A 22,336-nucleotide genomic window follows, 5' to 3' on the forward strand; every position below is an offset into this window, starting at 1 on the left:
CGGTGCCGGTCGCGGACCTGACCGCCTGACCATGACGGCATACCCCGCGGGCCGCACCACCGAGGCGTTTCCCACGTTCCGCACGGAAGGAGAGACCGATCACCGCACTCGTCCGCGTCCTGCTCGTCGACGACCGCGCCATCACCCGGACCGGCATCCGGGCCATTCTCGATCAGGACCGGGCCCTCGAAGTGGCCGGTGAGGCCGCCGACGCCGCCGAGGCCGAGCGTGAGGTGCTGCGCCTCAGCCCAGGAGTGGTGCTCGCCGACGCCCAGTCACCCGGCCTCGACGTGGTCGGCCTGGTCACGGCCCTGGCCGCACGCCACGGTGACTCCATGCCGGCGGTCCTGCTGACCGCGCAGGGGCCCGACGGCACCGCGCGGGAGGCCCTGCGCGCCGGAGCCAAGGGCGTGGTGCTGAGCAGCGCCACCCCGGAGCAGCTGGTGTCCGCCGTCCACATGGTCGCGGCGGGGTACGCCGTCCACGTGGCCCCCGGCCCGCGGCACGGCGCCGGAAGCGAAGAGCTCTGGCCGAGGCCGGTGCCCCGCCCCCTGCCCGACCCGCACGGCGCCCGTGCCGATCTGCTGACCCGGCGCGAGCGCGAAGTCCTGCACCTTCTCGCCCGCGGCCTCAGCAACGCGGAGATGGCCGCCGAGCTCGTGGTGAGCGAGAGCACCGTCAAGTCGCACGTGCAGAACCTGCTCGACAAGCTGCACCTGCGCAACCGGGTGCACGCCGTGATCTACGCGCACCGGACGGGGCTCGCGCCCACGGCCTGCGGCTGCTCCGCCCCGCCGAGGGCCGGAGTGGCGTGAGGACGGCCGAGGACCGAGTGCGCACGCCCGGGGGCCACGGGGCTTCGGCCGGGGACCGCGTGGCTTCGCCTGAGGACCGCGTGAGCGCGGTCCGATGACACCGGGCACCGACGGAGCCCCTGCCGGACCGATGTCCGGCAGGGGCTCCGTGCTCAGCCCAGCGCCTCCAGCAGATAGCCGCGCCGACTGGCCGTGCGGACCCGCAGCCCCAGGGGCAGGAGCCGGCGCCGGATCCTCATCACGTGCAGGTCCAGGGCGTTCCGGCTCGCCGTGCTGCCCCGTGTGCTCAGGAGCGTGAGCAGCTCGTCGCGGGCCACCAGGCTGCCGAAACGCTGTACCAGGGGCCGTAACAGGTACATCTCGGTCGGGGACACGGGCACGACGCGGCTGCCGTACCTGAGCAGTCCGTCATGGTCCAGCGCCGGCACGTCGTGCGAGGACGCCCTGGCGCGCAGGGCGGAGATGCGCGCGGCGAAGTCCTCCCGGGTGATCGGGGACCGGACCCAGTCCTCCCGCACGTCCGTCGACACGGGTGGCGTCGCCCCGTTCTCGATCACGAGGAGGCGGAGTACACCCTTGTGCCGGAAGTGCTCCAGCTTCGACGCTTCGACGGGCCAGCGGACTACGTGAACCTGTTCCTCGGCCGAGGACGGGTGAGGCCTTTTGGTGTGCGGCACGAATCTCCCTTTCCGATTTTTGCAGGAGAACGAGAAAGACATCCGAAGCCCCTTGGTCCCACCGCGCATCGATTTATTTTTGAAGTGCACTGGACCGAGGTGGCAGGGAACTGTTCTCTGCAGCCTCTTTCTTTACTATGCAGCATTCCTGAGTGTTGTGGCAATGAGCAATAATCGAAGGCATTGTACGACAAATCAGAAAGAATTTGATCATGGTGCTGAGCTGGGCATGCTGTACACGTCAAGGAGGTGAGGCGCTCTCTTCGTCATTCCGTTCTGCGCCCCCTGTGCCCCCCTCCGACCGGGGGAGAATCCGCTGAAAGGGGGAGGCGATAATTCGACAGAATAGCCGAGGCGGAGAAGGGGCGGTGTCGCTTAGCTTGAGTTGTGGCCGCGGTGAGAGGAATCCGCGGCCGGTAACTCGTCTCCGTCTGGTGGCATTCTGTGCGCCCGTCCGGGTCTACGGCATTTTCAAGCCACGCGCGGTGCAAAGTAATGGGGAGCTGGTATGGGTGTGACTGTGGAATCGAATGCATTTCACGGCGGGGAGGCGGCCGGCCGGAGAGAGGGTTCTGGCTCCCCGCCCGGTCCGGGCGGGGAGGCCCTCGGGGGCACCGGCGCACCGAGGGAGACCGGCGCCGGGGGAGGCACGGACATCACCACCCCCACGCGCCCGGCCGTCCACGACGACCCGGCCCAGGTGACGGGCGCCCTCGGCCTGATGCACGCGGTGGCGCGGCTCACGGTCGCGGGGCTCAGCAGGCGTGCCTGGTCGGCCGAGGGCGAAGGGGGACGTCGTGCGGCGTACGGACGGTGAGACCGCGCCTCGCCGCAGCGGGACGACGGACGACGTCCTGGTCACGGGCATGGGGGCCACGACCCCGCTCGGCGCCGACGTCCAGGCCACCTGGGGTGGACTGCTGGCGGGCCGGTCGGGCATCACGCCGATCGACGCCCCGTGGGTCACACGGCTGCCCGTCCACATCGCGGGCAGCATGCTCCAGGACCCCTACGCCGAGGTGGACCGCGTGCAGAGGCGCCGGCTGGACCGGAGTCAGGCCGCGGCGCTGGTCGCGGCCAGGGAGGCATGGTCCGACGCGGGGCCCGTGGAGGTCGAACCCGAACGGCTGGCCGTCGTCGTGGGCACCGGCATCGGGGGAGCGCTGACCATACTGGACCAGCACGACCGGATGGGTGAGCGGGGCCAGCGGGCGGTGTCCCCGTACACCGTCCCCAGGCTCATGCCCAACGGCCCTTCGGCGGTGGTGAGTCTGCTGCTCGGGGCGCGGGCCGGCACCCACGCCCCGACCAGCGCCTGCGCCTCGGGTGCCGAGGCGATCGCGGTGGGCGCCCTGCTCATCCGGGCCGGCCGTGCCGATGTGGTGGTGGCCGGAGGCACGGACGCCTGCATCCATCCCCTCTCGCTCGGCGCTTTCGCCCAGATGCGCGCCCTGTCGCTGCGCAACGACGCCCCGGACCAGGCCTCGCGGCCGTTCGACCGGGACCGGGACGGCTTCGTGATGTCCGAGGGGGCGGGCATGGTCGTACTGGAGCGGGGGGACTTCGCGCGGGCGCGCGGCGCCCGGGTGCACGCGGCGCTGGCGGGGGCCGGTGTCACGTCCGACGCGCACGACATCACGCTGCCCGACGGCGCGGGGCAGGTGCGCGCCATCGAGGAGGCCCTGCGCGACGCGGGGCTGACCGGCGGCGACATCGGCCACGTCAACGCACACGCGACCGGGACGCCCCAGGGGGACATCGTCGAGTCCCGCGCGGTGACGGCCGCGGTGGGTGATCATGCCGTGGTCACCGCCGCGAAGTCCGCCACGGGCCACCTGCTGGGCGCCTCGGGGGCCGTGGAGGCGATCCTCACGGTGCTCGCGCTCAAGGAGTCGATCGTGCCCCCGGTGCGCAACCTGGAGAAGCCCGGCGACGGCATCGAACTGGACCTCGTGACCGGTTCCCCCCGCCCGATCGACGCCACCGCGGCGCTGTCGACCTCCTTCGGCTTCGGCGGGCACAACGTGGTGCTGACCTTCACCCGTGGCTGAGCACCCGGCGGGCGCGCCGGCCGGGCCCCCGCGGAGCTACGGACCGGCGGAGGCGTTTACGTCGCTACCGGGCAGCGGCCCGCTCCCGCACCGTGACGAGGTGGCGGGCGACCTCGCCCGGATGCGTGAGCTGGGGGTAGTGCCCGGCCGACGCGATCTCGGTGACCGGCAGCCCGGTCGGCTCCGCCAGCGGGTCCCGCTCCCCGACGACGAGTTCCACCGGCACCTCGACGCGCTGCAGGGCGCTCAGCAGGGCGCCGCGCTGCCCGTACGCCGAGCGCAGGGCCGCGACCACCCTGACTGCCGCGCCGGAACGCCGCAGGTCGGCCACCGGCCCCTCGAGGTAACCGTCGTGCGGCAGCCCGAGCGATCCCGCCAGCCGTTCTGCCGTCATCCGGCGCAGTGCCGGCACGGCGAGAGGGGAGCGCATCAGCCATGAGGACGGCGGCTGGAGGAAGGCCGGGGACACGAGGACCAGGGCTCCCACGCGCTCCGGATACCTGAGCGCGTACCGCAGGGCCGGTCCGCAGGAGTAGGAGTGCGCGACCAGGACCGGCCGGTTGCCGAGCGGCGCGAGGAAGGCGGCCAGCCAGTCGTCGTGGGACTGCCGGGAGGGCGCCGACCGCCCGAACCCCGGCAGATCGGCGGCCAGGGAGGGGGCGTCCACCCGGGCGGTCACCTCCGACCACGAGTCCGCGTCGATCGGAAGGCCGTGCAGGAACACGTAGTCCGGGCGCTGCCGGTCACCCACCACCCAGGTCCTGTCCTTCCCCACCTGCTGGAATCCGTACGGCGCGCCCGGGGGCCGGACCCGGCCGAAGCGCGCGGCCACCAGATCGTCGGCCCACTCGCGCAGGGCTTCGCCCACCGGGGGCATCTCCAGGCCGCAGGACCGGGCGAACTCGCGTGCGGGCGAGGTGTCGTACCGGTCGGTGGAGAGGAAGGACAGCGTCTCGGGATCCGCTTGGGTGAGAGCGCGGGGCAGCCGCTTCAGGAGCGGGATCGGGACGAAACGGCGCGGTGCCCGCACGCCCATGTGCCCGGCGAGCAGGGAGACGAGTTCCGGCAGCGGGGGCGTGGTGTCGTCGAGCACCCAGTAGGTGCTGTCGGCGCTCGCCGGGTGCTCGGGAAGGGAGGCCAGGAACCGTACGAAGTAGGTGAGTTCGACGACGGGAAGGAAGATGTCCGGGCCGCCGGGGAGGGCGGCGAGGCGGCCCCGCCACAGCTCCCCGACCAGGTCCGCCAGGCCGACGTACTGTCCCGGGCCGATCACCGTGCTGGGGTTGGCGACGGACAGCGGAACGCCCAGTTCCCGGGCCCGCGCGCGTGCCGTCGCGTCGCCCTCGCGCTTGGACGCCTCGTAGGCGCCGTCCCGCCGGTAGTCCGGGGAGTCCGCGTCGGCCGCGGCCATGCGGTAGCCGCTGATGTGCACCACCCGACGCAGGTGCGGGAGGGCGGCGGCCCACTCGATCACATGCGCCGCGCCGTCCACGTTGACCGCTCTGGCCTCGGCCGGATCGATGCCGAAGGCGAAGCGCGCCGCCGTGTTGTAGACGTCGCGCACGTCCTCCAGACCCCGCTCCGGCAGACCGAGTCCGGGCCGGGTGATGTCGGCGTGGACGACGGTCAGCCGGCCGGTGTCCACCTGCTGCTCCGCGAGCCATCGCGTCAGCCGGTCGCCGCTGCCGTGCACGGCGGCGGCGACCTCCTGGCCGCGGCGCAGGAGTTCCACCACCAGGGAGCGGCCGATGAAACCACCGGCACCGAGGACGACCGAGTTCGCGGGCATGCCATCTCCTTGCGGCCGGGCACGAGGTGACGTCCGGTGCCGGGTGACGGAGCGGACGGGAGCGCCCGCACGGGACGTCTGTCACCGTACCGGCAATCTCACTCTCCGTGAACGGTCCGGGGCGCGGAGTCACCCGAAAGCGCGCCGCGCCCGACGGTGCCGGGAGCCCGGGGACGGGCGGTGCGGGGCGCGGGGCGCACGGGCGAGTGCCGGTCCGCCGCTCACCGCGCGCCGCGCCTGGCCCGTCGGGCGCCACGGGGCCGGGGCGGGTTGCACGCCGCGCCTGACCGGCCTGGCGGGTGACCGCGGCGACTGGGCGTCGCAGCGGAGGGCACCCCCGCGCCTGACCGGCCGGGGGGAATCGCCGTGCCCGGTCAGGCGCGGCGGATGCCACCGCCGTGCCCGACCGGCCTGGGCGGGCCACCGCCGCGCCTGGCCGGCCGACGGGTGGCACCCGCCACGCCTGGCCGACCCGGGAGCGGATCCGCCGGGTGACCTCGCAGTGCCGACGGTCCGACGGAGGCCACCCGCCGCGCCTGGCCGACCCGGCGGGCCCACCCGTCGTGCCCGACCGCCCCGGGCCCGCTCCCGCCGGACGGCCAGCCGTGCCCGACCGGCCGGCCGGCAGCAGGTGGCCCGCTGCGTGGCCGCCGTGGCGGATGGCACCGCCGTTGCCTGACCGTCAGGCGGGCCCGCCCCGCCGTGTCCGCCCGTCACGCCGGACGCCCCGCCGTGTCCGCCCGTCACGCCGGACGCCCCGCCGTGTCCGACCGTCCCGCCGACGGCACCGCATCAGCTCGCGTCCTGACCCCACCGAGAGAAACCATCCGGGAGGCACCTTCATGCAGGTCCCCTATCTCCGCAGCACCTCCGTCGACGACCGTCCCGCAGGCCGTAGGCCCCGCACCCCGCAGTGGCCCCGCCGGCAGGCCGTGCCGATCGTCCTCGGCCTCCTGTTCCTCCTCGCCGCCGTCTCCGCTCCGGACGGACGGTCCTTGCGCACCGCCTACTCCGGAGGGGACCCGGGCGCCGGGTACGCGCGGTGGGAGCGCGCCTTCGTCGCCTCCGTCGACCACCCCGACGCGCCTCCCCCCGGCGCCGACGACTGGAACTGCGAACCGAGCGCCCGCCGTCCCAGGCCCGTCGTCCTCGTGCACGGCACCTACGAGAACGCCTCCAGCAACTGGAGCGCCCTCTCGCCCCGGCTCCGGGCCGACGGCTACTGCGTCTTCGCCGGGAACTTCGGTGCCCCGCGAGGTGACGTGGTCAAGGGCCGGGCAGCGGTCCCCCGGTCCGCCGTCGAGCTCGCCCGCTTCGTCGACCGGGTCCTCGACCGGACCGGAGCACGCCAGGTCGATCTGGTCGGCCACTCCCAGGGCGGCGGCATCCTGCCGCGCTACTACCTGAAGTTCGCGGGCGGCACCGAGCCCGGCTATCCCGCGCGCAACAAGGTGCACCACCTGATCGGCATCGCCCCTGCCAACCACGGGAGCACCGTCTCAGGGCTGGCCACGCTCGCACGGCGGCTGCACATCCTCGCCCCGGTGGCGGAGTTCGGCGGTCAGGCACTGGCGGACCAGACGATCGGCTCGCCGGTCAACCGCCGGCTCGACGCCGGGGGCGACACCCTGCCCGGTGTCCGGTACACGACCGTGGTGACCCGGCGGGACAGGATCGTCACTCCCTACGAGCGTCAGTACCTCGGCCCCACCCGCTCCGGTGGCCCGGTCACCAACCTCACCGTCCAGGACCTGTGCCCGGCGGACCGGGCGGGGCACATGGGCAGCGCGTACGACCCCGTCGTCCTGCAACTGGTGAGCAACGCCCTCGACCCCACCACCGCACGGCGGCCCGACTGCGCGGAGGCGCCGGCGGACCGGGGCTGACGTGCCGATGTCCGTCCCGTCCTACAGGCAGACGGTCCCGTTGAAGACCACTCCGCGACCGGGAGCCGGGAGTCGACCGAGCGGGCGCCTCGCCCCGCAGGCACGGCAGGAGGCCCTGCCTCCGCTCCGGGGAGCGGGGGCAGGGCCTCCCTGTCGTGCGCCTATGCCGAAGCCGGCGGGTACAGCGCGCGCGGCAGCCCCGAGGCCGCCGCGGCGTCCAGCAGCCACAGCGTGCGGCCGCGGCCGTACGCCCCGGCGGCCGGGGCCTGGATCTCTCCGGCACCGGAGAGGGCGATCTCCGCCGCCTCCGCCTTGTCCTCACCCGCGGCCAGCAGCCAGACCTCGCGCGCGGCGCGGATGGCCGGCAGCGTGAGGGTGACCCGGGTCGGGGGCGGCTTGGGGGCGCCGTGCACACCGACGACGGTGCGCTCGGTCTCCCGCACCGCGGGCAGCTCCGGGAAGAGCGACGCGACATGGGTGTCCGGGCCGACGCCCAGCATCAGCAAGTCGAACGTCGGTACCGGCCCGTGGTCCTCCGGACCCGCAGCGGCGGCCAGTTCCGCGGCGTACCCCGCGGCCGCGGCATCCGCGTCCCCGCCGTACGGACCGTCCGAGGCCGGCATCGCGTGGACCCGGGAGGGGTCCAGCTCCACCTTGTCCAGCAGGGCCTCGCGGGCCTGCGTGACATTGCGCTCCGGATCGCCGTCCGGCAGGAACCGCTCGTCACCCCACCACAGGTCGAGCCGCGACCAGTCGATCGCGTCCCGCGCGGGCGAGGAGGCGAGCGCGGCCAGCAGGCCGTTGCCGTTGCGCCCGCCGGTGAGCACCACCGAGGCCGAGCCACGGGCGGCCTGGGCGTCCACGATCTTCGTGATCAGCCGGGCCGCCGCCGCCTGGGCCATCAGCTCCTTGTCGCGGTGCACGACGAGCTGCGGAGTGCTCACTTCGACGCCGCCTTCTTGGCCGCCGCCTTCTTCGCGGCGGGCGCCGCGGCACCCGTCGGCTCGGGCCGCTTCTGCCCGGTCCCGACCGACGAGGGCTCCGTGGGACCGCCGAGGCGCTCCACGCCGAACTTCACCGTGGACTCGTAGATGTTGTCCGGGTCCAGGCGGCGCAGCTCCTCCGCGAGGAGCTCGGCCGTCTCCCGCCGCTTCAGCGCGACCGCGCGGTCGGGCTGACCGGCCATGCAAAGCGTGGCCAGCGAGCCGTCGGGACGGTCGAGGACGATCGTGCCGCTCTTGCTCTCCATCCGGACGGCCGTCAGACCGGGGCCGTTGGACAGGATGCGCTCCACCGGCACCCCGAGCCGGTCCGCCAGCCACATGGCCAGCAGTTCACAGCTCGGGTTGTCGGACTCGCCCTCGACGGTCGCCGAGACGACCTGCGCGGGCTGCTGGTCGAGTGCCGCCGCCAGCATGGAGCGCCACGGGGTGATGCGCGTCCAGGCGAGGTCGGTGTCGCCCGGCCGGTACGTCGCCGCGCGCACCGCCAGCTCGTCGAGCGGGTGCTCGGCGGAGTAGGTGTCGGTGATGCGGCGCTGGGCGAGCGCGCCCAGCGGGTCCCTGGCCGGGTCGGCCGGGGCGTCCTCGGGCCACCAGACCACGACCGGGGCGTCCGGCAGCAGGAGCGGCAGGACGACCGACTGGGCGTGGTTGGCCAGTTCGCCGTGCAGACGCAGCACGACGGTCTCGCCCGAGCCGGCGTCGGAACCGACCCGGATCTCGGCGTCGAGCCGTGCGTCGCGCTTGGCGCGCGGCGACTTGCTGACCCGCTTGATCACCGCGATGATCCGCGACGGGTGCTCGCGGGACGAGTCGTTCGCCGCCCGGAGCGCGTCGTAGGCGTTCTCCTCGTCGGTGACGATGACGAGGGTGAGCACCATGCCGATGGCCGGCGTGCCGATGGAGCGGCGCGCCGAGATCAGGGCCTGGTTGATCTTGCTGGACGTGGTTTCCGTGAGATCGATCTTCATGGCCGGCGCCAGCTCCGTCCGTCGCGTGCGAGCATCTCGTCGGCCTCGGCGGGACCCCAGGTGCCGGCCGCGTACTGGGCGGGCTTGCCGTGCTTGTCCCAGTACTCCTCGATCGGGTCGAGGATGTTCCAGGAGAGCTCGACCTCCTGGTGGCGCGGGAAGAGGTTGGCGTCGCCGAGCAGGACATCGAGGATGAGCCGCTCGTACGCCTCCGGGCTGGACTCGGTGAAGGACTCGCCGTAGGCGAAGTCCATCGTGACGTCCCGGACCTCCATGGACGTGCCCGGGACCTTGGAGCCGAACCGGACCGTGACCCCCTCGTCCGGCTGCACCCGGATGACCAGGGCGTTGCCGCCCAGCTCCTCCGTCGCACCGGACTCGAAGGGCAGGTAGGGAGCGCGCTTGAAGACGACCGCGATCTCCGTGACCCGGCGGCCGAGGCGCTTGCCGGTGCGGAGGTAGAACGGCACGCCCGCCCAGCGGCGGTTGTTGATCGTCAGCTTGATCGCGGCGAAGGTGTCGGTCTTCGACTTGGGGTCGATGCCGTCCTCCTCCAGATAGCCGAGCGCTTCCTCGCCGCCCTGCCAGGCGTGCGCGTACTGGCCGCGCACCGTGTGCTTGCCCAGGTCCTCGGGCAGCTCCACCGCCGTGAGCACCTTGAGCTTCTCGGCGACCAGTGCCTTCGGGTGGAAGGAGCCGGGCTCCTCCATCGCCGTCAGCGCCAGCAGCTGGAGCAGGTGGTTCTGGATGACGTCACGGGCCGCGCCGATGCCGTCGTAGTAGCCGGCCCGGCCGCCGATGCCGATGTCCTCGGCCATCGTGATCTGGACGTGGTCGACGTACGACCTGTTCCAGATCGGCTCCCACATCGTGTTGGCGAAGCGCAGCGCCAGGATGTTCTGGACCGTCTCCTTGCCGAGGTAGTGGTCGATACGGAAGACCTCGTTCGGCGGGAAGACGTCGTGCACGAGCTGGTTCAGCTCCTGCGCGCTCTCCAGGTCGTGGCCGAAGGGCTTCTCGATGACGGCCCGTCGCCAGGTGCCTTCCTTCTGGTCGGCCAGCCCGTGCTTCTTGAGCTGCTGGACGACCTTGGGGAAGAACTTCGGCGGCACGGAGAGGTAGAAGGCGAAGTTGCCGCCCGTTCCCTGCGCCTTGTCGAGTTCCTCGATCGTGCTCTTGAGGGTCTCGAAGGCCTCGTCGTCGTCGAAGTTGCCCTGGACGAAACGCATGCCCTGGCTGAGCTGCTGCCAGACCTCCTCGCGGAAGGGGGTGCGGGCATGCTCCTTGACGGCGTCGTGGACGACCTGGGCGAAGTCCTCGTCCTCCCAGTCGCGGCGCGCGAAGCCGATGAGCGAGAAGCCCGGCGGCAGCAGGCCGCGATTGGCCAGGTCGTAGACGGCGGGCATCAGCTTTTTACGGGACAAATCGCCCGTGACGCCAAAGATCACCAGGCCCGACGGCCCCGCGATACGCGGGAGCCGTCGGTCCTGAGCGTCACGGAGCGGGTTGGCTCCGGGAACACCAGACAAGGTGGTCAGCCCTCCGAAGGAGCGAGGCGCTTGAGCTCGGCCTCGGTCGAGTTGAGCAGGTCGATCCAGGCGGCCTCGAACTTCTCGACGCCTTCGTCCTCCAGCAGCTGGACGACGTCGTCGTAGCTGACCCCGAGCGCCTTGATGGCCTCGAGGTCGGCACGGGCCTGGTCGTAACGTCCGGCCACGGTGTTGCCGGAGATCTCGCCGTGGTCGGCCACGGCCTCCAGGGTCGCCTCCGGCATGGTGTTCACCGTGTTGGGGGCGACGAGGTCGTCGACGTAGAGGGTGTCCTTGAGGGACGGGTCCTTGACGCCGGTGGAGGCCCACAGCGGGCGCTGCTTGTTGGCCTGCGCCTTGTCCAGGGCGGCCCAGCGGTCGCCGCCGAACACCTCCTCGTACGCCTCGTACGCCAGGCGGGCGTTGGCCAGGGCGGACTTGCCCTTGGCGGCCTTCGCCGCGTCGCTGCCGATGGCGTCCAGGCGCTTGTCGATCTCGGTGTCCACGCGGGACACGAAGAAGGAGGCCACCGAGTGGATCTTGGAGAGGTCGAGGCCGGCGGCCTTCGCCTTCTCCAGGCCCGCCAGGTAGGCGTCCATGACCTCGCGGTAGCGCTCCAGCGAGAAGATCAGCGTGACGTTGACGCTGATGCCCTTGCCGATGACCTCGGTGATCGCCGGGAGGCCGGCCTTGGTCGCCGGGATCTTGATGAGCGTGTTCGGCCGGTCCACCAGCCAGGCCAGCTGCTTGGCCTCGGCGACGGTGGCCGCGGTGTGGTGGGCCAGGCGCGGGTCGACCTCGATGGAGACCCGGCCGTCCTGGCCGTCGGTGGCGTCGAAGACCGGGCGCAGGATGTCGGCGGCGTCGCGCACGTCCGCCGTCGTGATCATGCGGATGGCCTCGTCGACCGTGACCTTGCGGGTGGCGAGGTCCGTGAGCTGCTGGTCGTAACCGTGGCCCTGCGAGATCGCCTTCTGGAAGATCGACGGGTTGGTCGTGACACCCACGACGTGACTCTGGTCGATCAGTTCGGCGAGATTGCCGGAGGTGATCCGAGTGCGGGACAGGTCGTCGAGCCAGATCGCCACGCCCTCGTCGGAGAGGCGCTTGAGTGCGTCTGTCATGAGAATTACATCTCCTACTTGTCGTATGTCCGCGTCAGCGCGCAGCGGCGGCGAGAGATTCCCGGGCGGCTTCCGCCACGTGTGCGGCGGTGAAGCCGAACTCGCGGAAGAGGACCTTGGCGTCGGCGGACGCACCGAAGTGCTCCAGCGAGACGATCCGGCCCGCGTCGCCCACGTACCGGTACCAGGTCAGGCCGATCCCCGCCTCGACGGCGACCCGGGCCTTGACGGACGGCGGCAGCACGCTGTCCTTGTACGTCTGGTCCTGCTCCTCGAACCACTCGACACACGGCATCGAGACCACGCGGGTCGGGACGCCGGCGGCCTGGAGCTCGTCGCGGGCCTCCACGGCCAGCTGGACCTCGGAGCCGGTGGCGATCAGAACGGCCTTCGGCTCGCCGCCCTCGGCGTCGAAGAGGACGTAGCCACCCTTGGCCGCGTTCTCGTTCGCCGGGTAGGTGGGGACGCCCTGGCGGGTGAGGGCCAGACCGTGCGGAGCGCTCGTGCCGAAGTCCTTCTTGCCGCGCCTGAGGATCTCGCGCCAGGCGATCGCCGTCTCGTTGGCGTCGCCCGGACGGACCACGTTGAGGCCCGGGATGGCGCGCAGCGAGGCCAGGTGCTCGACCGGCTGGTGCGTCGGGCCGTCCTCGCCGAGGCCGATCGAGTCGTGCGTCCAGACGTAGGTGACCGGCAGGTGCATCAGCGCGGAGAGCCGGACGGCGTTGCGCATGTAGTCGGAGAACACCAGGAAGGTGCCGCCGTAGATGCGGGTGTTGCCGTGCAGCGCGATGCCGTTCATGGCCGCGGCCATGGAGTGCTCGCGGATGCCGAAGTGGATCGTCCGGCCGTACGGGTCGGCCTCGGGCAGCGGGTTGCCGGCCGGGAGGAACGACGACGTCTTGTCGATCGTGGTGTTGTTCGAGCCGGCCAGGTCGGCGGAGCCGCCCCACAGCTCGGGGATGACACCGCCGAGCGCCTGGAGGACCTTGCCGGAGGCGGCGCGCGTGGCGACGCCGTGCCCGGCCTCGAACACCGGGAGGTGGTCCTCCCAGCCCTCGGGCAGCTCGCCCGCGTCGATGCGGTCGAACTCGGCGGCGCGCTCCGGGTTGGCGGTGCGCCACGCGGCGAAGGACTTCTCCCACTCGGCCTTGGCCTCACGGCCGCGGTCCAGGGCCTCACGGGTGTGCGCGATGACCTCGTCGGAGACCTCGAAGGTCTTCTCCGGGTCGAAGCCGAGCACCCGCTTGGTGGCCGCGATCTCGTCGTCGCCGAGCGCCGAGCCGTGCGCGGCCTCGGTGTTCTGGGCGTTCGGGGCGGGCCAGGCGATGATCGAGCGGGCCGCGATGAACGACGGGCGCTCGGTCTCGGCCTTGGCGGCCTGCAGCGCGCGGTACAGACCCTCGGGGTCCAGGTCGCCGCTGGGCAGCTGGTCCACGCGCTGGACGTGCCAGCCGTAGGACTCGTAACGCTTCAGGGTGTCCTCGGAGACCGCGGTCTCCGTGTCGCCCTCGATCGAGATGTGGTTGTCGTCCCACAGCAGCACCAGGTTGCCGAGCTTCTGGTGACCGGCCAGCGAGGACGCCTCGGCGGAGATGCCCTCCTGGAGGCAGCCGTCTCCGGCGATGACCCAGACCATGTGGTCGAACGGGGAGGTGCCGGGGGCGGCCTGCGGGTCGAAGAGACCGCGCTCGTAGCGGGCGGCCATCGCCATGCCCACGGCGTTGGCGACACCCTGGCCCAGCGGGCCCGTCGTCGTCTCGACACCGGTGGTGTGGCCGTACTCCGGGTGGCCGGGGGTCTTGGAACCCCAGGTGCGGAACGCCTTGAGGTCGTCCAGCTCCAGGCCGTACCCGGCGAGGTAGAGCTGGATGTACAGCGTCAGGCTGGAGTGGCCGGCCGAGAGGACGAACCGGTCGCGTCCGGTCCAGTCCGCGTCGGCCGGGTCGTGCCGCATCACCTTCTGGAAGAGGGTGTACGCGGCGGGAGCCAGGCTCATCGCCGTACCCGGGTGGCCGTTTCCGACCTTCTGTACGGCGTCCGCGGCGAGGACGCGGACGGTGTCCACGGCCCGCTGGTCCAATTCGGTCCACTGGAGGTCTGTGGTGGTCGGCTTGGTGCTCACCCTGAGTCAGGGCTCCTCTCCACTGTTCGTAAACCGGTGACTGGTTACCGCACCGGGCATTGTCGAGCCTACCCCCGACGCAAGGCCCTACTTCTGCCCTTTCCACAGTGCGGGCGACCTGCGGAGTTCGCCTCCCGTATGAGCGCTCCCGTTCACTTCTGCGCCACCCCAACACGAGCCCACCCCCGCGAAGGGCGGCGTGTGCCCAACGTCTACAGTGGTCTGGTTCGCGCAAGTCTTTACCGGTCTTCCTGCCCGGAGCTTGCTGGGATTTCTCTGTCAGGGGTGTGCGTGACGGCCGTCGAGTCCCGACCCGCAGGGGTCGCCTTGACTCCGAGCCCGGCGGGCCAGCGCCCGTTCGGCGCCCGCATCAAGGCATTCGTGGCTCTTACCAAGCCGCGCATCATCGAGTTGCTGCTGATCACCACCGTTCCGGTGATGTTCCTGGCGGCTCAGGGCGTGCCCGATCTTTGGCTCGTGGTCACCACCACCATCGGCGGATATCTCTCCGCGGGTGGCGCCAATGCGCTCAACATGTATATCGACCGTGACATCGACGCGCTGATGGACCGCACCTCGCAGCGCCCTCTCGTCACCGGCATGGTGAGCCCCCGGGAGTGCCTGGCCTTCGGAATCGCGCTCGGAGTGATTTCCACGGTCTGGTTCGGGCTGCTCGTCAACTGGCTCTCCGCGGCCCTCGCGCTGGGCGCACTTCTGTTCTACGTCGTCATCTACACGATGCTGCTGAAGCGCCGCACCTCGCAGAACATCGTCTGGGGCGGAATCGCCGGCTGTATGCCCGTCCTCATCGGCTGGTCCGCCGTGACCAATTCGATGAGCTGGGCCGCGGTCATTCTTTTCGCCGTCATCTTCTTCTGGACGCCGCCGCACTACTGGCCGCTGTCGATGAAGGTCAAGGAGGACTACGCCCGGGTCGGCGTCCCGATGCTCCCGGTCGTCGCCTCCAATCGGGTGGTGGCCCGCCAGATCGTGATCTACAGCTGGGTGATGGTCGGCGTCTCGCTCCTGCTCACCCCGCTGGGCTACACCGGCTGGTTCTACACGCTGGTGGCACTGCTGACCGGTGGCTTCTGGCTCTGGGAGGCGCACGGTCTGCAGAACCGGGCCAAGGCCGGCGTCACCGGTGCCAAGCTCAAGGAGATGCGGCTCTTCCACTGGTCCATCACCTATGTCTCGCTCCTCTTCGTCGCCGTCGCCGTGGACCCCTTCCTGAGGTAGTCCCGCACGCACCGGAGCTCCGCCGACGGGCGGGGGACGTGGCCCACGCCACGCCCCCCGCCCGTCGCCCGTTGCCGTACCCGTCGGTAGCATCCTGTCCATGGCAGAGACGGCAGAGGCCCAGACCCAGCAGACGGACGACAGCAGGCACGCGGCCCGTGCGGAGCGCAAGGCGGCGAAGCTCGCCAAGCAGATCGGCGCCTTCGCCGCGGCGCACGGCGGTGCCGAGGGGCAGCTCGCCTACATCGGCCAGACGGGCACCCGCATCGTGCTGGTCGGCGAGGACGGCGGCTGGGGCGATCTGGTCGCGCCCTCCTACGCCGTCGCCGAGAGCGCCGTGCGGAAGGCCGGCATCACGGTGCACGAGGACTTCGACGGAGAGTTCGCCGCCAAGGTCCGCACCGGTCCGTACGAGTGGTCCCGGATGGCCGGGATCCAGGTCGGCGGCCCGTCCAACGGCTGAGACCCGCACGTACGACGGCCTCGGCCCCCCACCCGTCCGGGTGGGGGGCCGAGGCCGTCGTACGTGCGGGATCAGACCGCGGGTGCGTGCTCCGGCTGCTGTCCGGACGCGGGGGCGGGCACGGACGCCTCGGCCGCCGGGCGCTCACGCATCGAGAGCAGCAGGCGCAGGACCGCGATCCACATCAGGGACGAGCCGAGCATGTGCAGGCCGACCAGGATCTCCGGCACGTCGTTGAAGTACTGGACGTAACCGATGCCCCCCTGCGCAAGGAGCACGATCAGCAGGTCCCGGGCGCGTGCCCGGGTGTCGGCGGGGGCGTCGACGACGCGCAGGGCGAACCACATCGCGAGGGCCAGCGCGCAGACGACCCAGGCGGCGATCGCGTGGACGTGCGCCGCGGCGCTCCAGTCCCACGGCATCCGCGGTACGTCGCTGCTGTCGCCGGCGTGCTTGCCGGAACCGGTCACGGTGGTGCCGAGGGCGATCAGCACGACCGTGGTGGCCACGACGGCCCAGGCCAGCCGGCGCACCGGGAGGGGGGCGCGCGGACGCGGCGCCCCGTCACCCTCGCCGATCCGCACCCAGGTGAGGACGGCCACGGTGAGCAGGCCGTTGGCGAGCAGGAAGTGCCCGGCCACCGACCACGGGTTGAGGCCCGCCCAGACCGTGATCCCGCCGATGACGGCGTTCCCCATCACGATCCAGAACTGGAGCCAGGCGATCCGGGTGAGGCCGCGCCGGCGGGGCTTCAGGGAGCGCGCCGCGATGATCGCCCAGCCGACCGCGGCCGACAGGACGTACGTCAGCATCCGGTTGCCGAACTCGATGGCCCCGTGCAGGCCCTGCTCGGGCGTGGCGAAGAGGCTGTCGTCCGTGCACTTGGGCCAGGTGTCGCAGCCCAGACCGGAACCGGTCAGCCGGACCGCGCCGCCGGTGACGATGATGAAAACGCTCATCACGACCGCGGAGAGCGCGGCTCGCTTGGCCGTCCTCATCGACGGTGTCCAGCGCTTGGCGATGTAGGAGAGGGGGGTTTCCACGCGCACCATCGTAGGCAACGGCTTGTGCATGTTTTCACGAGGGGTGGCCATTCCCGGATGAGCCGGGACATCGGCGGTGCGCCACCGGTGAGGCCCGGCAGGGGACGGCCGCGCGGGGCGGGGAGCGCCCCCGTACGTCATCGGCGCCCGCCCGGCCGGGGCCGGCCGTACGTCGCCCGCGCTCGCCGGGCGGCGCCGCGCCCGCTCACTCCCAGCGGAAGAACTTCGCCGCGGCACCCAGCCCCAGCACCGCCCAGGCGGCGAGGATCGCCACGTCGCCCCAGGGCATCGCGGCGCCGTGCTGGAGGACGTCCCGTAGCCCGTCGGAGAGGGCGGCGATCGGCAGCAGGCCCAGGACCGACTGTGCCGCGTCCGGGAACTTGTCCAGCGGCACGACGACCCCTCCGCCGACCAGCAGCAGCAGGAAGACCAGGTTGGCCGCCGCCAGGGTCGCCTCGGCCTTGAGCGTGCCCGCCATCAGCAGCCCGAGCCCGGAGAAGGCCACGGTTCCCAGCACCAGGAGCAGCAGCACGGCGAAGGGACCGCCCTCCGGCGACCAGCCGAGCGCGAAGGCGATCACCGTCAGCAGGACGATCTGCAGCACCTCGGTGACCAGCACCGCGAGGGTCTTCGCGGCCATCAGGCCCCAGCGCGGCAGCGGTGAGGCACCCAGCCGCTTGAGCACCCCGTAGCGCCGCTCGAAGCCGGTCGCGATGGCCTGACCCGTGAAGGCGGTGGACATCACCGCGAGCGCGAGGATGCCGGGCGTCAGGAAGTCGACCGGTTCACCCGCCCCCGTGTCCACGATGTCGACCGCGCTGAACAGCACGAGCAGCAGGGTCGGGATGACCACCGTCAGCAGCAGCTGTTCGCCGTTACGCAGGAGCATCCGCGTCTCCAGCGCGGCCTGCGCGGCGATCATGCGGGGCAGCGGGGCCGCGCCCGGCCGGGGGGTGTACGTACCGGCGCTCATGCGCGCAGCTCCTTGCCGGTCAGTTCGAGGAAGACGTCCTCCAGGGTGTGGCGCTCCACCGCGATCCCGTCCGGCATCACGCCGTGCTGGGCGCACCAGGAGGTGACGGTGGCCAGCAGCTCGGGGTCGATCTGCCCGGTGATCCGGTACGCCCCGCTGGTGAGCTCGGCCGCCTCGCTGCCGTCGGGCAGCGCCTTGAGCAGGGACCCGAGGTCCAGGCCCGGGCGGCCGGTGAAGCGCAGGGTGTTCTCGGCGCCGCCCCTGCACAGCTGCTCGGGGCTGCCCTGGGCGATGACCCGGCCCGCGTCGATGACGGCGACGTCGTCGGCGAGCTGCTCGGCCTCGTCCATGAAGTGGGTGGTGAGCACGACCGACACGCCGTCGGCCCGCAGCTCGCGGACCAGGTCCCAGGTGGAGCGGCGGGCCTGCGGGTCGAGACCCGCGGTCGGTTCGTCCAGGAAGACCAGCTCGGGGCGGCCGACGACAGCCATCGCCAGGGCCAGGCGCTGCTGCTGGCCGCCGGAGAGCCGGCGGTAGGTGGTCCGCCCGCAGCCGCCGAGCCCGAGGCGCTCGACGAGCGCGCCGACGTCCAGCGGGTCGGCGTGGAGCTTCGCCATGTGGCGCAGCATCTCCTCGGCGCGGGCGCCGGAGTACACGCCGCCGGACTGGAGCATGACGCCGATGCGCGGGCGGAGCCGGGCGGCGTCGGCGACGGGGTCCAGGCCGAGCACCCGTACGGTGCCCTCGTCGGGGCGGCGGTAGCCCTCGAAGGTCTCGACGGTGGTGGTCTTCCCGGCGCCGTTGGGGCCGAGGACCGCGGTCACCGCGCCCGCCGCGACCTTCAGGTCGAGGCCGTTCACCGCCGTCTTGCTGCCGTACCGCTTGACGAGGCCCCTGGCCTGTACGACGGGCTCACTGCTCATGGCGGGCAAGTCTAGGCGGGGGAGCACGGGCCTCCCGCAGGAGGGCACCCTCGCCCGCGGCGCGGGCAGGGGAGCGCGCCGCAGGCGGCAGGCCCCCGCGGCGCGCCCACGGACGGCCCCCGGCGGACGCCTCGCGCGGGGCACGGCCCGTCGTGCGCCAGAACCTCGGCGCTCGCGCCCGTCGGCGTCCCGACCTGCGAAGGCCGCACGGTGATCGTCGTTTCCGCAGGTCAACTTAGGTTCGCCTAAGTGATGCACCGCACCGTGCCGTCCCTCAGGGGCGGGTTGTCACGCTCGAAGGAATTACGCAACAATGGCGTTGTGAAATACGCTGGCGAGGCTCCTCAGGAGGAACTCGCGACCGGTGAGCGCTCGACGCGCAACCGGGTCGCGCGCTCCATCCTGGACCACGGCCCCTCCACCGCGGCCGACCTGGCCAAGCGGGTCGGCCTGACCCAGGCGGCCGTCCGGCGGCACCTGGACGCCCTCGTCTCCGACGACGTGGTCGAGGCCCGCGAGCAGCGGGTCTACGGGGCACGGACCCGTGGCCGCCCGGCCAAGGTGTTCGCCCTCACCGACTGCGGCCGGGACGCCTTCGACCAGTCCTACGACAAGCTCGCCGCCGACGCGCTGCGCTGGATCGCCGAGACGGCGGGGGACGAGGCGCTCGTCGCCTTCGCCCGCGCCAGAATGGCCGCCCAGTCCGAGAGGTACCGCGCCGTCGTCGAGGCCGCGGCCCCCGAGGCGCGCACCGAGGCGCTGGCCAAGGCCTTGTCCGCCGACGGGTACGCTGCTACGGCGCGCAGCGCGCCGGCCCCTCAGCAGGGCGAGCAGCTGTGTCAGCACCACTGCCCGGTGGCCCACGTCGCCGAGCAGTTCCCGCAGCTGTGCGAGGCGGAGACGGAATTCTTCTCCAGCCTGCTCGGGACCCATGTGCAGCGTCTCGCCACCCTCGCCCACGGCGACGGTGTGTGCACGACGTTCGTCCCGCGCAGCAGCCCCGCAGCGCCACAGGCTTCACAGACCACCCATTCAGCATCTGCAAGTACGGCCGGGAGGAACCCCGCATGACGCTCCCTACGGAGACTGCCCACCCTGAGCTCGAGGGTCTGGGTACGTACGAATTCGGCTGGGCCGACTCCGACGCGGCAGGCGCGGCGGCGAAGCGCGGCCTGTCCGAAGCTGTCGTCCGCGACATCTCGGAGAAGAAGAACGAACCGGAGTGGATGCTGAAGCTCCGGCTCAAGGGCCTGAAGCTGTTCGGCAAGAAGCCCATGCCGAACTGGGGCTCCGACCTCTCCGGCATCGACTTCGACAACATCAAGTACTTCGTCCGGTCCACGGAGAAGCAGGCGGAGTCCTGGGAGGACCTGCCCGAGGACATCAAGAACACGTACGACAAGCTCGGCATCCCGGAGGCGGAGAAGCAGCGCCTGGTCGCCGGTGTCGCCGCGCAGTACGAGTCCGAGGTCGTCTACCACCAGATCCGTGAGGACCTGGAGGAGCAGGGCGTCATCTTCCTCGACACGGACACCGCGCTGAAGCAGCACCCCGAGCTCTTCAAGGAGTACTTCGGCACCGTCATCCCGGTCGGCGACAACAAGTTCGCCTCGCTGAACTCCGCCGTGTGGTCCGGTGGCTCGTTCATCTACGTGCCCAAGGGTGTCCACGTCGACATCCCGCTCCAGGCCTACTTCCGTATCAACACGGAGAACATGGGCCAGTTCGAGCGGACGCTGATCATCGTCGACGAGGACGCCTACGTCCACTACGTCGAGGGCTGCACCGCGCCGATCTACTCCTCGGACTCGCTGCACTCCGCGGTCGTCGAGATCATCGTGAAGAAGGGCGGCCGCTGCCGCTACACGACCATCCAGAACTGGTCGAACAACGTCTACAACCTGGTGACCAAGCGCGCCGTGGCGTACGAGGGCGCGACCATGGAGTGGGTCGACGGCAACATCGGCTCCAAGGTCACCATGAAGTACCCGGCCGTCTACCTGATGGGCGAGCACGCCAAGGGCGAGACCCTGTCCATCGCCTTCGCGGGTGAGGGCCAGCACCAGGACGCCGGCGCCAAGATGGTCCACATGGCACCGAACACCTCCTCCAACATCGTCTCCAAGTCGGTGGCACGAGGCGGTGGCCGCACCTCCTACCGCGGCCTGATCGAGATCGGTGAGGGTGCCCCGGGCGCCAAGTCCAACGTGCTGTGCGACGCGCTGCTCGTGGACACCATCTCGCGCTCCGACACCTACCCCTACGTCGACGTCCGCGAGGACGACGTGTCGATGGGGCACGAGGCGACCGTCTCCAAGGTCTCCGAGGACCAGCTCTTCTACCTCATGAGCCGGGGCCTGACGGAGTTCGAGGCCATGGCGATGATCGTGCGCGGCTTCGTCGAGCCGATCGCGAAGGAGCTGCCCATGGAGTACGCCCTGGAGCTCAACCGGCTGATCGAGCTGCAGATGGAGGGTTCGGTCGGCTAGGACACCCACCGACCGAGTCCCCCTGACATCTGACTGAGAAAGCGAGCACTACGACAGCCATGGCTGAGGCTCAGAACATCCCGGCCGGTTCGACGACCGCCGGTTCCATCGCGGTGGCGGCCGAGTCCACCGTCGCCACGCGCATGAGCGCGCCCCCGTCCTTCGACGTCGCGGACTTCCCGGTCCCGCACGGCCGCGAGGAGGAGTGGCGGTTCACGCCGCTGGAGCGCCTGCGCGGTCTGCACGACGGCACCGCGGTCGCCACCGGCGACGGCGTGAAGGTCGTCGTGGAGGCGCCCGCGGGTGTCACGGTCGAGACCGTGGGTCGCGACGACGCCCGCCTCGGCAGGGCCGGTACCCCGGTGGACCGGGTCGCCGCCCAGGCGTACTCCTCCTTCCAGCACGCCTCGGTCGTCACGGTCGCCAAGGAGGCCGTGCTCAGCGAGCCGGTCCGGATCACCGTGCACGGCGAGGGCGGTGTGGCCTACGGCCACCAGGTCGTCGAGCTGGGCGCCTTCGCCGAGGCCGTCGTCGTGATCGACCACACCGGTGACGCCGTGCTCGCGGCCAACGTCGACTACGTCCTGGGTGACGGCGCCAAGCTGACCGTCGTCTCCGTCCAGGACTGGGACGACACGGCCGTGCACGTCGGCCAGCACAACGCGCTGGTCGGCCGGGACGCCTCCTTCAAGTCGATCGTCGTGACGTTCGGCGGGGACCTCGTCCGGCTCCACCCCCGTGTCGCGTACGCGGCCCCCGGCGGCGAGGCCGAGCTCTTCGGCCTGTACTTCACCGACAAGGGCCAGCACCAGGAGCACCGTCTCCTGGTCGACCACAACACCCCGCACTGCAAGTCCAACGCGGTGTACAAGGGCGCGCTCCAGGGCGACGACGCCCACGCCGTGTGGATCGGTGACGTGCTCATCCAGGCCGCGGCCGAAGGCACCGACACCTACGAGATGAACCGCAACCTGGTTCTCACCGACGGTGCCCGGGTCGACTCCGTGCCGAACCTGGAGATCGAGACCGGCGAGATCGTCGGCGCGGGCCACGCCTCGGCGACCGGCCGCTTCGACGACGAGCAGCTGTTCTACCTGCAGTCCCGCGGCATCCCGGCCGAGGAGGCCCGGCGGCTCGTCGTGCGCGGCTTCTTCGCCGAGCTGGTCCAGCAGATCGGTCTGCCCGACGTCGAGGCCAGGCTCCTCGACAAGATCGAGGCCGAGCTGAAGGCGTCGGTCTGA

The 22,336-nt window shown here is 71.6% G+C and carries 19 protein-coding genes; 9 read left to right on the top strand and 10 right to left on the bottom strand.

What is annotated here, in order from left to right; translation table 11 throughout:
- Window positions 1-119 precede the first annotated feature (119 nt).
- On the top strand, window positions 120-815 hold the full coding sequence (locus tag ACFY8O_RS11710) for a LuxR C-terminal-related transcriptional regulator (protein ID WP_387901123.1): 696 nt from the start codon (window positions 120-122) through the stop codon (window positions 813-815).
- Window positions 816-967: 152 nt separating this feature from the next.
- On the opposite strand, the gene ACFY8O_RS11715 is transcribed toward ACFY8O_RS11710, so the two are convergent.
- On the bottom strand, window positions 968-1,492 hold the full coding sequence (locus ACFY8O_RS11715; protein ID WP_387900810.1) for a winged helix-turn-helix domain-containing protein: 525 nt from the start codon (window positions 1,490-1,492) through the stop codon (window positions 968-970).
- A 514-nt stretch (window positions 1,493-2,006) separates the two neighbouring features.
- On the opposite strand from ACFY8O_RS11715, the gene ACFY8O_RS11720 reads away from it, so the two are divergent.
- Together ACFY8O_RS11720 and ACFY8O_RS11725 are read left to right on the top strand one after the other, a co-directional pair.
- Window positions 2,007-2,309: a hypothetical protein gene (locus ACFY8O_RS11720; protein ID WP_387900811.1), complete on the top strand. Its 303-nt coding sequence runs from the start codon at window positions 2,007-2,009 to the stop codon at window positions 2,307-2,309.
- Between the two features lie 49 nt (window positions 2,310-2,358).
- The gene (locus tag ACFY8O_RS11725) at window positions 2,359-3,543 is read left to right on the top strand and encodes a beta-ketoacyl-[acyl-carrier-protein] synthase family protein (RefSeq protein WP_387901126.1); all 1,185 of its coding nucleotides are present in this window, start codon (window positions 2,359-2,361) and stop codon (window positions 3,541-3,543) included.
- Window positions 3,544-3,607: 64 nt separating this feature from the next.
- Here the strand turns inward: ACFY8O_RS11725 and ACFY8O_RS11730 are convergent, their stop codons facing one another.
- A complete protein-coding gene (locus tag ACFY8O_RS11730; protein WP_387900812.1) occupies window positions 3,608-5,332 on the bottom strand; it encodes an alpha/beta fold hydrolase in 1,725 nt (574 codons plus the stop codon).
- An 842-nt stretch (window positions 5,333-6,174) separates the two neighbouring features.
- On the opposite strand from ACFY8O_RS11730, the gene ACFY8O_RS11735 reads away from it, so the two are divergent.
- Window positions 6,175-7,218 (top strand): esterase/lipase family protein, encoded by a 1,044-nt coding sequence (locus ACFY8O_RS11735; protein ID WP_387900814.1) that lies wholly within the window; start codon window positions 6,175-6,177, stop codon window positions 7,216-7,218.
- A 161-nt stretch (window positions 7,219-7,379) separates the two neighbouring features.
- On the opposite strand, the gene pgl is transcribed toward ACFY8O_RS11735, so the two are convergent.
- Genes pgl through tkt form a run of 5 tightly spaced genes read right to left on the bottom strand, consistent with a single transcriptional unit; the run spans window position 7,380 to window position 13,965 of the window.
- Entirely contained in the window at window positions 7,380-8,162 is a 783-nt protein-coding gene (gene pgl / locus ACFY8O_RS11740) for a 6-phosphogluconolactonase (protein WP_387900816.1), read from the bottom strand.
- Window positions 8,159-9,190: a glucose-6-phosphate dehydrogenase assembly protein OpcA gene (opcA, locus tag ACFY8O_RS11745; RefSeq protein ID WP_387900817.1), complete on the bottom strand. Its 1,032-nt coding sequence runs from the start codon at window positions 9,188-9,190 to the stop codon at window positions 8,159-8,161. The genes pgl and opcA overlap by 4 nt, the downstream gene beginning before the upstream one ends.
- Window positions 9,187-10,719: a glucose-6-phosphate dehydrogenase gene (gene zwf, locus ACFY8O_RS11750; protein ID WP_387900819.1), complete on the bottom strand. Its 1,533-nt coding sequence runs from the start codon at window positions 10,717-10,719 to the stop codon at window positions 9,187-9,189. The genes opcA and zwf overlap by 4 nt, the downstream gene beginning before the upstream one ends.
- 5 nt (window positions 10,720-10,724) lie before the next feature.
- Window positions 10,725-11,843, bottom strand: coding sequence for a transaldolase (gene tal, locus ACFY8O_RS11755; protein WP_387900821.1), 1,119 nt, complete (start codon window positions 11,841-11,843; stop codon window positions 10,725-10,727).
- Window positions 11,844-11,877: 34 nt separating this feature from the next.
- Complete coding sequence (tkt, locus tag ACFY8O_RS11760) at window positions 11,878-13,965, bottom strand: transketolase (protein WP_387900823.1); 2,088 nt, start codon at window positions 13,963-13,965, stop codon at window positions 11,878-11,880.
- Window positions 13,966-14,250: 285 nt separating this feature from the next.
- On the opposite strand from tkt, the gene ACFY8O_RS11765 reads away from it, so the two are divergent.
- Window positions 14,251-15,204: a heme o synthase gene (locus tag ACFY8O_RS11765; protein ID WP_167526127.1), complete on the top strand. Its 954-nt coding sequence runs from the start codon at window positions 14,251-14,253 to the stop codon at window positions 15,202-15,204.
- A gap of 100 nt (window positions 15,205-15,304) precedes the next feature.
- Entirely contained in the window at window positions 15,305-15,667 is a 363-nt protein-coding gene (locus ACFY8O_RS11770; protein WP_387900824.1) for a hypothetical protein, read from the top strand.
- Window positions 15,668-15,738: 71 nt separating this feature from the next.
- Here the strand turns inward: ACFY8O_RS11770 and ACFY8O_RS11775 are convergent, their stop codons facing one another.
- The 3 genes from ACFY8O_RS11775 to ACFY8O_RS11785 form a co-directional block, all read right to left on the bottom strand.
- Window positions 15,739-16,719 carry a COX15/CtaA family protein gene (locus ACFY8O_RS11775; RefSeq protein ID WP_145802428.1) on the bottom strand — a complete coding sequence of 327 codons (981 nt, stop codon included), beginning with the start codon at window positions 16,717-16,719 and terminating at the stop codon, window positions 15,739-15,741.
- 196 nt (window positions 16,720-16,915) lie between these two features.
- Window positions 16,916-17,683, bottom strand: a complete 768-nt coding sequence (locus ACFY8O_RS11780; RefSeq protein ID WP_387900825.1) for an ABC transporter permease — start codon at window positions 17,681-17,683, stop codon at window positions 16,916-16,918.
- The gene (locus tag ACFY8O_RS11785) at window positions 17,680-18,606 is read right to left on the bottom strand and encodes an ABC transporter ATP-binding protein (protein WP_387900827.1); all 927 of its coding nucleotides are present in this window, start codon (window positions 18,604-18,606) and stop codon (window positions 17,680-17,682) included. The genes ACFY8O_RS11780 and ACFY8O_RS11785 overlap by 4 nt, the downstream gene beginning before the upstream one ends.
- Window positions 18,607-18,927: 321 nt before the next feature.
- Between ACFY8O_RS11785 and ACFY8O_RS11790 the strand changes: the two genes are divergently transcribed.
- The 3 genes from ACFY8O_RS11790 to sufD are packed head-to-tail and all read left to right on the top strand — an operon-like array spanning window position 18,928 to window position 22,336.
- On the top strand, window positions 18,928-19,677 hold the full coding sequence (locus ACFY8O_RS11790; protein WP_145802434.1) for a helix-turn-helix transcriptional regulator: 750 nt from the start codon (window positions 18,928-18,930) through the stop codon (window positions 19,675-19,677).
- Window positions 19,674-21,095 carry a Fe-S cluster assembly protein SufB gene (sufB, locus tag ACFY8O_RS11795; RefSeq protein WP_145802436.1) on the top strand — a complete coding sequence of 474 codons (1,422 nt, stop codon included), beginning with the start codon at window positions 19,674-19,676 and terminating at the stop codon, window positions 21,093-21,095. Before ACFY8O_RS11790 ends, sufB begins: the two co-directional genes overlap by 4 nt.
- A gap of 59 nt (window positions 21,096-21,154) precedes the next feature.
- Window positions 21,155-22,336 (top strand): Fe-S cluster assembly protein SufD, encoded by a 1,182-nt coding sequence (gene sufD, locus ACFY8O_RS11800; RefSeq protein ID WP_387900830.1) that lies wholly within the window; start codon window positions 21,155-21,157, stop codon window positions 22,334-22,336.

The organism is Streptomyces argenteolus, from assembly GCF_042902585.1.
GTDB classification, from domain to species: domain Bacteria; phylum Actinomycetota; class Actinomycetes; order Streptomycetales; family Streptomycetaceae; genus Streptomyces; species Streptomyces argenteolus.